Annotated in this window: 14 protein-coding genes; 4 read left to right on the plus strand and 10 right to left on the minus strand. The window is 74.7% G+C overall.

All coding sequences use genetic code 11. From position 1 onward, the window contains the following. The 7 genes from AC1DUQ_RS10790 to AC1DUQ_RS10820 all read right to left on the minus strand — a co-directional run. Nucleotides 1-834: asparaginase (locus AC1DUQ_RS10790; RefSeq protein ID WP_477073781.1), on the minus strand; the 834-nt coding region annotated here is incomplete at its 3' end. Between the two features lie 11 nt (nucleotides 835-845). After that, nucleotides 846-1184 (minus strand): DUF2516 family protein, encoded by a 339-nt coding sequence (locus AC1DUQ_RS10795; RefSeq protein WP_477060945.1) that lies wholly within the window; start codon nucleotides 1182-1184, stop codon nucleotides 846-848. 19 nt (nucleotides 1185-1203) lie between these two features. Next, on the minus strand, nucleotides 1204-1623 hold the full coding sequence (locus tag AC1DUQ_RS10800; RefSeq protein WP_477060944.1) for a type II toxin-antitoxin system VapC family toxin: 420 nt from the start codon (nucleotides 1621-1623) through the stop codon (nucleotides 1204-1206). 1 nt (nucleotide 1624) lies between these two features. Then, entirely contained in the window at nucleotides 1625-1885 is a 261-nt protein-coding gene (locus AC1DUQ_RS10805; protein WP_477060943.1) for a type II toxin-antitoxin system Phd/YefM family antitoxin, read from the minus strand. Nucleotides 1886-1918: 33 nt separating this feature from the next. Next, nucleotides 1919-3019: an FUSC family protein gene (locus AC1DUQ_RS10810; protein ID WP_477073779.1), complete on the minus strand. Its 1101-nt coding sequence runs from the start codon at nucleotides 3017-3019 to the stop codon at nucleotides 1919-1921. A gap of 7 nt (nucleotides 3020-3026) precedes the next feature. Next, nucleotides 3027-4214 carry a CAF17-like 4Fe-4S cluster assembly/insertion protein YgfZ gene (gene ygfZ / locus AC1DUQ_RS10815; RefSeq protein WP_477060941.1) on the minus strand — a complete coding sequence of 396 codons (1188 nt, stop codon included), beginning with the start codon at nucleotides 4212-4214 and terminating at the stop codon, nucleotides 3027-3029. After that, the gene (locus tag AC1DUQ_RS10820) at nucleotides 4214-4795 is read right to left on the minus strand and encodes a heme-binding beta-barrel domain-containing protein (RefSeq protein ID WP_477060940.1); all 582 of its coding nucleotides are present in this window, start codon (nucleotides 4793-4795) and stop codon (nucleotides 4214-4216) included. The genes ygfZ and AC1DUQ_RS10820 overlap by 1 nt, the downstream gene beginning before the upstream one ends. 179 nt (nucleotides 4796-4974) lie before the next feature. On the opposite strand from AC1DUQ_RS10820, the gene AC1DUQ_RS10825 reads away from it, so the two are divergent. After that, a complete protein-coding gene (locus AC1DUQ_RS10825) occupies nucleotides 4975-5346 on the plus strand; it encodes a DsrE family protein (protein WP_477060939.1) in 372 nt (123 codons plus the stop codon). On the opposite strand, the gene AC1DUQ_RS10830 is transcribed toward AC1DUQ_RS10825, so the two are convergent. The 3 genes from AC1DUQ_RS10830 to AC1DUQ_RS10840 all read right to left on the minus strand — a co-directional run bounded on the left by AC1DUQ_RS10830 (nucleotide 5343) and on the right by AC1DUQ_RS10840 (nucleotide 7098). After that, a complete protein-coding gene (locus AC1DUQ_RS10830) occupies nucleotides 5343-5810 on the minus strand; it encodes a DUF4395 domain-containing protein (RefSeq protein ID WP_477060938.1) in 468 nt (155 codons plus the stop codon). The two genes, AC1DUQ_RS10825 and AC1DUQ_RS10830, sit on opposite strands and share 4 nt — an antisense overlap. A gap of 86 nt (nucleotides 5811-5896) precedes the next feature. Further along, complete coding sequence (locus AC1DUQ_RS10835; RefSeq protein ID WP_477060937.1) at nucleotides 5897-6361, minus strand: thioredoxin family protein; 465 nt, start codon at nucleotides 6359-6361, stop codon at nucleotides 5897-5899. A 2-nt stretch (nucleotides 6362-6363) separates the two neighbouring features. Next, complete coding sequence (locus AC1DUQ_RS10840; RefSeq protein ID WP_477060936.1) at nucleotides 6364-7098, minus strand: hypothetical protein; 735 nt, start codon at nucleotides 7096-7098, stop codon at nucleotides 6364-6366. Nucleotides 7099-7329: 231 nt separating this feature from the next. Here AC1DUQ_RS10840 and AC1DUQ_RS10845 point away from each other — a divergent pair, with 231 nt between their 5' ends. The 3 genes from AC1DUQ_RS10845 to AC1DUQ_RS10855 all read left to right on the plus strand — a co-directional run. Continuing rightward, nucleotides 7330-8058: a winged helix-turn-helix transcriptional regulator gene (locus AC1DUQ_RS10845; RefSeq protein ID WP_056087713.1), complete on the plus strand. Its 729-nt coding sequence runs from the start codon at nucleotides 7330-7332 to the stop codon at nucleotides 8056-8058. 70 nt (nucleotides 8059-8128) lie between these two features. Beyond that, complete coding sequence (gene nhaA / locus AC1DUQ_RS10850) at nucleotides 8129-9409, plus strand: Na+/H+ antiporter NhaA (RefSeq protein ID WP_477060935.1); 1281 nt, start codon at nucleotides 8129-8131, stop codon at nucleotides 9407-9409. A gap of 10 nt (nucleotides 9410-9419) precedes the next feature. Continuing rightward, nucleotides 9420-9817: alpha/beta fold hydrolase (locus tag AC1DUQ_RS10855; RefSeq protein WP_477073780.1), on the plus strand; the 398-nt coding region annotated here is incomplete at its 3' end.

Here is a 9817-nt window from a genome sequence, read left to right on the forward strand (position 1 = left end):
GGCGAGGACGGCCGGCCTCGGGCGCGCCGAGCCGTCGACGATCTTCACCGCGACCGCCCCGCCGTCGGGCAGGCCGGCCGCGTAGACGCCGTCGGCACCGTCCTTGGCGACGAGGCCGGGGACGGCCTCCATGAACCGCGTGGCGTCCCGGCCGGTCCCCGCGACGTGCCAGGGGTGCGCGGCCATCGCGCTCCCGACGCGCGCCTCGAGCCCGTCACCCGACGCCAGCCGCGCGAACGACCGGGCCAGCCCGCGCAGCGTGGTGGAGAACAGCGGGGCACCGCAGCCGTCGACCGTCGCCCGCTCCACCGGGACCCCCGTGAGCTCGCCGATCACGTCCCGGGTGGACCGCTGCAGCGGGTGCCCGGGGTCGAGGTAGTCCTCGGTGGACCAGCCGGCCGCGACGCACGTGGCGAGCATCCCCGCGTGCTTGCCCGAGCAGTTCTGGGTGAGCGGCTCGGTGCCGTGCCCGTCCGCGCGCCACTGCCACGCCGAGTCGGCGTCGAGCGGCCAGTCCGGGGTGTTCCGCAGGTCGTCGGGACCCAGGCCCGCACCGGCGAGCAGACCCCGGACGACGTCGAGGTGCCCCGGCTCGGCGTTGTGGCTGGCGCACACGAGGGCGAGCGCGGCGCCGTCGACGTCCAGGCCCGCGCGGAGCATCGCGACCGCCTGCAGCGGCTTGAGCGACGACCTCGCCCAGATGGTCTCGTCCGCGTCGCCGAGCACCAGGCGCTCCGACCCGTCAGGCGCGAGGACGACCACGTGTCCGGCGTGCACGGACTCCACGAGCCCCCCGCGCAGCACCCGCGCCAGCGGGACCGCGTCCGTGCCGATGTCGGGCACGCTCACCAACCGCCGGACGGACCGCTCGGGCCTCGGGGTCCACGACGGCGCGAGTACGGCGCCACGGCGGGCTTGACGTCCACGAGGTAGACGATCGCGCCCACTGCGGCGAGCAGGGCCAGGAACGACGGCAGGTGCGGCACGCCGGGGATCGGGATCACGCTGAAGGACACGGCCGTGGCGACACCGACGATCGCCCCCCAGAGCCCCTTGGTCCGCTTGCCCGCCTGCGGGAACGCGCTCGCGGGCCGCCCGAGCAGGTCGATGAGCGCCCACAGGCTCAACCCGAAGATGGCGATGTAGAAGACGACGAAGATGACGACCTGCGCGCTGGCGATCACGGGGTGAGCCTACGAGACGTCACGGCACCACGAGCAGCCCCTCGGCCCGCGCCGCGGCGACGAGGTGGTCGTCCCAGGCCGCGACGACCAGGTCCGGGGACCGCAGCTGCAGTGCCGACGCGAGGTGCAGGGCGTCGGCGGCACGCAACGGGTGCCTGCCGACCAGTGCCGCCGCCGACGCGGTCACGACGTCCTGCAGCTCCAGCACGTGCAGCGCGGGCCACAGCCGCTCCCACGCGGCCAGCGCCTGTGCGGCGGCCTCCCGGTCGAGGCGTCCGGCCCTGCGGCCACCCGCGAGCACCGCCCGCACCTCGGCGTCCGCCAGGCGTGACGTCACCACGAGGTCGGCGCCGTCCCAGAGCGCCGCGACGAGCGCGGACCCCGGCTCGGCGACGCAGAGCTTCACCAGCGCACTGGTGTCCAGGTAGACGATCGCCATCTCAGCGGCGCAGCCGGCGGACCAGGTCCGAGACCCCGCCCTTGGCGGCGGACCGGTCACCCGCGCGGGCGGCGGGCCGCGGCAACGACGCCGGAGTCAGGAGACCGTCCCGCTCGAGCCGGCTGAGCAGGTCCGCCGACTCGATGCCGCTGAGCCGTGCCACAGGGATCCCGCGCTCGGTGATCACCACGTCCTCCCCGGCGCGCGCCGCCTCGATCCACTGCCTGAGCTCTGCGCGCAGCGCGCTGACCGGGACGTCCACGCAGCGACCGTACCGAACCTGAGGGGCCGCGGGTCAGATCTGCGGGAGGGATTCGCGGGCGTCCCGCGGTGGGACGCCGGCCGCCTCCAGCAGGTCGACCACCAGCGAGCGCTGCAGCAGGACGAGGCTCTGCACCTGCCAGTCGCGGGCGGCCAGCTGGAACGGGTCGAGCGCCCCGGCGACGGCGAGCAGCTGCGACCGCGCCCGCTCCGGGTCGCGTCCTGTACCGMGGGCGGCCGCGAGCTCGKCGGCCGCGCGCGCGGTGTCCTCCACCTGCGCGGCGATCGTCGTCAGGTCGTGGCTCTGCGCGTCCACCGTCGACCGGGACCGTCGCGCCAGCACACGCGCGTTGCGCATGGCGCGGTCGATGAGCACGGCGTTGCCACCGAGCCCCGCCAGCTCGTCGCGGTACTTGCGGATCGCCGGTGACACCCGGGCCAGGTCGGTCGCACTGGTCGCGGTCTCGGACCACTCGTCGAGGGCAGGCTGGGACGCCCGCCCGCGCACGAGCGCGTCCTGCACGTCGGCCGTCGACCCGGTCCGCAGCCCGCTGGCCAGGAGGCGGAGCACGGCGGCCAGGTCCTCCACCGCCGCACGCGCCAGGGTCCGCAGGTGCCGCCGGGGGTCGCGCGGGGTGAGCAGCGCGACCGCGAGCGCCACCGCACCGCCGATCGCGGCGTCGATCCACCGGCCGAGGGGGCCACCGGTCGCACTGACGGCCGGAAGGCCGACGATGACCAGCGCCTGCACGCCCGCCTGCGTGGTGAGCATCCCACCCCGGTCGAGGAACCGGGCCAGGATCGCGGCGATGAACAGGACCACCGCGACCTGCCAGGGGCCGTTGCCGATGAGGTGCACCAGCAGGTCCCCGAGCCCGACGCCGATCGCCACCCCGACCGCCAGCTCCGCCACGCGCCGCACGGACCGGTCGGTGGTGAACCCGAGGGCGATCCAGGCGCTGACGGGCGCGAAGAACGGGAACGGGTGGCCCACGGCGTACTTGGCGATGGCGAACGAGATCGCCGCGGCCAGCGACGCCTGGAGGATCGGGAACCAGGCCGCCCGGACGCGGGACGACCCCTGCCGGACCCGCGCCCTGATCACCAGGCGGGCGCGTGAGTCTGTGCCCGTCACGAGGAGCTCACAGCATCGGGTGCTGCCCCAGGCCGCGGGTCAGAGGTCCGCGGGCGGCCGGCCGGTCCACGGACACCCCGTCACCGGGCACGATCTGCTCCTGCCCGGCGGCGACCGCACCGGCCTCGCTGTCGACCACCAGCTCGGTGTCCGACGGCACCGACCGCTTGACCACGGCGAGCGCGACCGGTCCGAGCTCGTGGTGCCGCGCGACGGTGGTCACCTGCCCGACCACCCGTCCGGGCTCCTGCGAGCTGTCCGTCTTGACCACGTCGTGCACCGCGGCCCCGGGCTCCGGCAGCAGGTGCCCGGATCCGTCGAGGTGCAGCATCACCAGGCGGCGTGGGGGCCGGCCGAGGTTGTGCACGCGCGCGACGGTCTCCTGCCCGCGGTAGCAGCCCTTGGTCAGGTGCACGGCGGTGCGCAGCCAGTCGAGCTCGTGCGGGATGGTCCGGTGGTCGACCTCGTGGGACGCGCGCGGGCGCCACGCCTCGACGCGCGCGGCCTCGCTGGCCCACGTGCCGACGAGCGGCCAGCCGGCGGCCTCCCGGGCACGCACCTCCTCGACCAGCCGGTCGCGCGGCACCAGCACGAGCCGCCAGTCGCGGTCGGCACCGGGGTGCTCGTCGTCGGCCGGCCCGTACCGGGTGCCGCCGACCGCGGTGGTCGGCCACGGGTCACGCCAGGTGATCGGCTCGTCCGCGGTGCCCTCGGCATCGACGGGCTCGCCGATCGCCGCCCAGTCGTCGGTGACGTCCGCGATCTCGACCCGGAGCATGAACTTCATCCGGTTCAGCCACGCGGCCAGCCCGATCGGCGTCTCGGTGAGCAGCCAGGTGGTCTCGCCGTCGTCGACCACGCCCGCCGCGTGCTCGACGTGCCCCTGCGGGCTGAGCACCAGCAGCTCCGTCGACGTGCGCGGGGCCAGCGTGGTCAGCTCCTGCGACGTGATCGAGTTCAGCCAGCTCAACCGGTCGGGCCCGGTGACGGTGACCACGCCCAGGTACGACTGGTCGACCACGGCGCCGCCGCGCGACAGTGCGCGCTGCTCGGCCGTCGGGTCGCCGTAGTGCCAGGCGACGCCGTCGTCGGGACCTGCGGCCCGGACCGCACCCCGGCGCGCCAGCAGGGGGCTGACGTGCCGCGGCGGCTCGCCGTGTGCCGCAGGGGTGTCGACGGGTGCGTCGGTGGTCATCAGGCCTCGTCGTCGGTGAGGGCCTCGACGCGCGCGAGGCGGCCGGAGGCGTAGGACTGCATGGGGTGGCCGAACGCCGCGAGGTCGTGCGCCCACATCAGCTCGCCGTTCACCAGGCCGTACAGGCGCTTGCCGGCACTGACCTCGGCGCCGCTGGCCGCGCGGACGATCGCATCGCTGACCAGGTCGATGCGGCCCTTGCCGACCGCGCCGATGTACAGGGCGACATGCCCCGACGGGTCGGCGACCAGCAGCTCGACCGGGTGCTGCTCCTCGGTGAGGCCCCAGTCGGTGGGCCGCTCGGGCGGGATCCGCCAGTAGCCGGACTCCGTCTGCCACACCGGCGCGGGGGGCTCGTCCTCGAGCGCGGCCGTGGAGGACGGCGCGACGACGAGCCGGATGGTCGACGTGTACGACAGGTACGGTCCGCCGTCGCTGGCGATGACGATCTCCTGCGTGAACGTCGCCTCGTCGATGCCGGGGTAGTCGACGACACCCTCGCCGCGCCAGGTGCCGAGCAGCCAGGCCAACGGGTAGACCTCGGGAGCGAGCCCCTCGGGGTCGGGCAGGACGAACGGCACAGCGGGCCTCCCAGTCAGTCAGGGCATGACGTCAGCGCTGGCCCTTGTAGAGCCGGTAGACGACGAAGCAGGCGAACCAGCCGATCACCAGCGTGGCCGCGACCAGCAGGCCGATGAAGACTCCCTCGAGTGCAGTCATGCCGACGATCCTAACGAGAGCGCACCCCTAACCTGTTCCGATGACCCCCACGCCACGCCCCCTGGTGATCAAGACCACGTCCGGCACCGAGCGCCCCGAGGCCACCAACCAGGCCTTCACGGTGGCCGCCGCGGCGGTCGCGGCCGGTGCCGAGGTCAGCCTCTGGCTCACGGGCGAGTCGGCGTGGTTCGCGCTGCCGGGGCGCGCGGGCGACCTGGTGCTCGAGCACGCGACCCCGCTGGCCGAGCTGCTGGAGCTGGTGCTCGAGGGTGGTCGCGTGACCGTGTGCACGCAGTGCGCCGCGCGCCGGGGCATCGGTCCGCAGGACGTGCTGCCGGGCGTCCGGATCGCGGGCGCGGCGGTGTTCGTCGAGGAGTCGCTGGCGGAGCGCGCGCAGGCGCTCGTCTACTAGGCCTGCACGGTCCTGCGCGTACGCAGCCGCAGACCCAGCAGGTACAGCTCGCAGCCGAGGCACAGCCCGAACACCGCGTTGAGGAACGCCGCGACCAGCGCGAACACCGCGGCGACCGGCACGGCGACGGCCACCCCGGCGAGCCCGAGCACCAGGCCGATGCCGGTGATGATCAGGCCGACCAGCTGCGCGAACGTCGGTGGGCGGGGGTCCTCGAGCTCGGTCGGCGGCGCCAGGCGCGGGCGGACGAGCTTCTTGAACACCCAGCCCTGCCAGGTGCGGCCGATGCCGCCGAACGCCCCGAGCGCGAAGCTCCCGACGATCACGGCGAGGACCACGGAGGCGGCGGGGGTGGTGCCGAGCAGCAGCACGGCGACGAGCAGGACGAGGGTGACGGCGGCGCCGAAGCGCGGACCGCGGGGATCGATGCCCGCGGGGGCGTCGGTGCGGACGGGGGTGCTCATGGGGGCTCCTGGGGTCGTGCGAGGGGTGGGGGTCCGTCGGCCGGGATCACCGCACGGCCGGCAGTCGCCCCTCGAGGAGCGCGGCGTCAGACGGCGGAGACCCCGCCCGGACACGACGCCTCGAGCGCAGCGAGCGCGTGGCGGCGGTCCGTGGCACCGGACATGCGACCGACCACGACGCCGTCGGCGTCGAGCAGGAGCGTGGTCGGGGTGCGCATGATGCCGAAGCGTCGCACGAGATCGAGGTGCTCGACCACGTCCATCTCGACGTGTGAGAGGCCCTCGTGCTCGGACACCACCTGCGCGAGCACCGCGTGGGTGCGGCGGCACGGTGCGCAGACCTCGCTGGAGAACTGCACGAACGTGGCCCGGGTGCCCAGCGGGCTGCCGACCTCGCCGGCCGTGAGCCGCGAGTCGTCCTCGACGTCGGCGGGTGCGGAGGCGAGCAGCGCAGGGTCGACCGCGGTGTACCTGCCGTTGCGCGCACGCCACCACAGCCCGAGCACGGTGGCCAGGGCCAGCACGGCGACGACGAGCAGCAGGCGGGGCACGGTCAGCCCACCAGGACCCGGCCGACGACGTACACGAGGATGCCGGTCACCGTCACCGGCAGGGTCACCGCGGCGAGCGACGGCCAGCGACGCTCGAGCGAGGGAAGCTGGTCGAACAGCGCGTGCAGCGTGGCGACGAGGATGCCGACCGCGAGGCCCAGCAGCGCGCCGGCGAGGGGATCGATCCCGGGGAGCAGCAGCGCGCCCAGGGTCCCGGCGGCGGCCGACGCTCCCGCCGTGACCAGCGCACCGACCCACGGCGCCAGGTGCAGCGCCACCACGGCCGAGCCCACGGCCAGCGCCAGCGCCCCGGCGACCACGATCGGCTCGCCCCCGGGGATCCGCCCGATCGCGACCCAGCCGGACACCGCGACGGCGACGAGCGTCCCGGCGACGGTCCCCGACACCGACTCGACCAGCCGGGTGCGGCCGTCGCGACGCAGGAGCTCGTTGACGAACGCCAGCAGGATCGCCGCGGCGAACACCACCGGCAGGTCTCTCAGGTACGGCTGCGTGAGGGTGAGGTGGACGACGGTGACGGCTCCGACTCCCCCGAGCGCGACCACGGCGGCGGAGCCCGGGATGAACGGGAGGCCCGCGAGGGCCGGCCAGCCGAGTGCGAAGACGATCGCGAGCACGGCGGCGGTGATGCTCAGCGGGAGGCCGCCGAGGTAGCCGGCGACGGCGACGGCGGCGGCGAGCACGGCCGTCACGACCGCCCGGGTGGCGAGCTGCATGGGTCTCCTACCGTCCCGCGGGGGTCACGGGCGCCGACAGCGATGGCGCGCACGGGTGACCGGTCAGCAGGGAGGGGAGGAGCACGCCGCCGATTGTCGCATCTCGTCACCGTTTCACCGGCGTTACGGGTCATCCGTGTGGGGGATGCCACGCCAGCCCTCGACACCCGCGCGCAACCTGGCCGTAGCGCGCGGTACCGTGGCCCCCACTCGCACGCGGGGAGGTTCCAGGTGGCAGATCTGCTGCTGCTCACTCCAGCGTCCGGGGGCTCCGCCCAGGTGCTCCCGGCCCTCGGTCTGTTGTCCCATCGCGTCCGTGTGCTCCCCGTCGAACCGTCGGCTCTCGTGGACGCACCGGATGCGGACATCGTCGTGCTCGACGCCCGGCGGGACCTGGTCACCGCCAGGACCACGTGCCGGCTGCTGCGCGCCACCGGTCTGACCGTCCCCCTCATCCTCGTGCTCACCGAGGGCGGCCTCACGGTCGTCACCGCCGAGTGGGGCGCGGACGACATCATCCTGGAGACGGCCAACCCAGCCGAGGTGGAGACGCGGTTCCGGCTCGTCATGGAGCGCGCGGCCACCGCGGGGTACGACGACGCCCCGCAGGAGATCTCGTCGGGCGAGCTCACCATCGACGCCGGCGGCTACACGGCTCGCCTGCGCGGTCGGCCCCTGGACCTCACGTACAAGGAGTTCGAGCTCCTCAAGTACCTCGTGCAGCACCCGGGTCGCGTGTTCACCCGCGCCCAGCTGCTGCAGGAGGTCTGGGGCTACGACTACTACGGAGGCACCCGGACGGTCGACGTGCACGTCCGACGCCTGCGCGCCAAGCTCGGGCCCGAGCACGAGCAGCTGATCGGCACGGTCCGCAACGTCGGCTACCGCTTCGACCCGCCGAAGGACCGCCGCGGCGCCGTCGAGGGTCGCGCCGAGCTGCCGGAGCCCGCGGAGGCGTAGCCCGCTAGCCTGACCCCAGGTGTGCCGGGAAGCCTGGTCGGCAGTCGCGTCCGCCTGCCCGGAGGTCCATGTGCCCACCCCCGCCCGCCGCCTGTTCGCCCCCCTCTCCCCCGGCTCCGAGCGCAACCTGCTCGACACCCTGCGCGAGGAGCGCGTCGGCGGCGCGCTGCTGCTGGCCGGCACGGTCGTCGCCCTGCTCTGGGCCAACGTCGATCCGTCGTCGTACGCGGCGGTCTCCGACACCGTCGTCGGGCCCGCGGCACTGCACCTCGACCTGACCCTGGCCACCTGGGCGACCGATGGCCTGCTGGCGGTCTTCTTCTTCGTCGTCGGCCTCGAGCTCAAGCGCGAGATCGTCGCCGGCGAGCTGCGCAACCCCCGCACGGCCGTGGTGCCCATCGTCGCGGCGGTCGGCGGCATGCTCGTGCCGGCGATCTTCTACCTCGCCGTCAACCTGACGGCGGCCGACGGGAACGCGCGCGGCTGGGCCGTGCCGACGGCGACCGACATCGCGTTCGCGGTCTCGGTGCTCGCGATCGTCGGCCGCAGCCTCCCGAACGCCCTGCGCGCGTTCCTGCTCACGCTCGCCGTGGTCGACGACCTGCTCGCGATCGTCGTGATCGGCGTGGTCTACACCGAGTCCGTCTCGGCCCTCTGGCTCGGCGCCGGCGCCGCCACCGTGGTCGTGTTCGCGCTCGTCGTCCGGCGGGGCTGGGTGAGCGGGTGGCTGCTGGTGCCGCTCGGGGTGGTGGCGTGGGCCGCGGTGCACGCGTCCGGGGTGCACGCGACGATCGCCGGCGTGGCCCTCGGACTCGTCGTGCCCGGCACGCAGGAGGCCACCCGACGTGCGCTGCACCTGACGGACCTGCCGGCCGAGTCGCTGGCCGAGCGGTGGGAGCACACCTGGCGCCCGCTGTCCGCCGGCATCGCGGTGCCGGTGTTCGCCCTGTTCGCCGCCGGGGTCACGCTGACCGCCGACGCGCTGCAGACGACCTTCGCCGATCCCGTGGCACAGGGGGTGGCCCTGGGACTGGTGCTCGGCAAGCCGATCGGCATCCTCGGCGCCACCTACCTGGTCGCCCGGTTCACGCGCGCCGCGCTCGCCCCCGGGCTCGGCTGGGCGGACGTCGCGGCGATCGGGCTGCTCGGCGGGATCGGGTTCACCGTGTCCCTGCTGGTGGGCGAGCTGGCGTTCGGGGCCGGCAGCCCGCACGACGATCACGTGGTGGTCTCCGTGCTGGTCGCGTCGCTCGCAGCCGCCCTGCTCGGCGGCGGCGCGCTCGCCCAGCGCGACCGACATCACGCCCGGGAGGCGGCCACAGCCTCCCGCACCGACCGCGGGAACCGGTAGGTTCGCACCGATGAGCACCGTCGACTCCGCCTCGCTCCTCATCGACGGCCCCTGGGAGCACCGCTACGTGGCCGCGAACGGCGCACGGTTCCACGTGGCCGTGGCCGGACCCGACGACCGGGACGCACCCCTGGTCGTCCTGCTGCACGGCATCCCGCAGTTCTGGTGGGCGTGGCGGCACCAGCTCCCCGCCCTCGCGGACGCGGGGTACCGCGTGGCGGCCATGGACGTGCGCGGCACGGGCGGCTCGGACAAGCCGCCGCAGGGCTACGACGTCCCCACGCTGGCGGCGGACGTGGCCGGTGTCATCCAGTCGTTGGGCGCCGCGGACGCGGTGGTCGTCGGCAGCGGCACGGGCGGCGAGATCGCGTGGGCGATGGCCGGTCTGCACCCCGACCGGGTCCGCGC

This window comes from Cellulomonas sp. P4_B5_2 (assembly GCF_056402235.1).

Bases quoted from the DNA above. Each gene is read 5' to 3' on its own strand.
- AC1DUQ_RS10800 (WP_477060944.1), bottom strand. From the start codon at position 1,623: ATGGCGATCGTCTACCTGGACACCAGTGCGCTGGTGAAGCTCTGCGTC.
- AC1DUQ_RS10840 (WP_477060936.1), bottom strand. From the start codon at position 7,098: ATGCAGCTCGCCACCCGGGCGGTCGTGACGGCCGTGCTCGCCGCCGCC.
- AC1DUQ_RS10825 (WP_477060939.1), top strand. From the start codon at position 4,975: ATGACCCCCACGCCACGCCCCCTGGTGATCAAGACCACGTCCGGCACC.
- ygfZ (WP_477060941.1), bottom strand. From the start codon at position 4,214: ATGACCACCGACGCACCCGTCGACACCCCTGCGGCACACGGCGAGCCG.
- AC1DUQ_RS10830 (WP_477060938.1), bottom strand. From the start codon at position 5,810: ATGAGCACCCCCGTCCGCACCGACGCCCCCGCGGGCATCGATCCCCGC.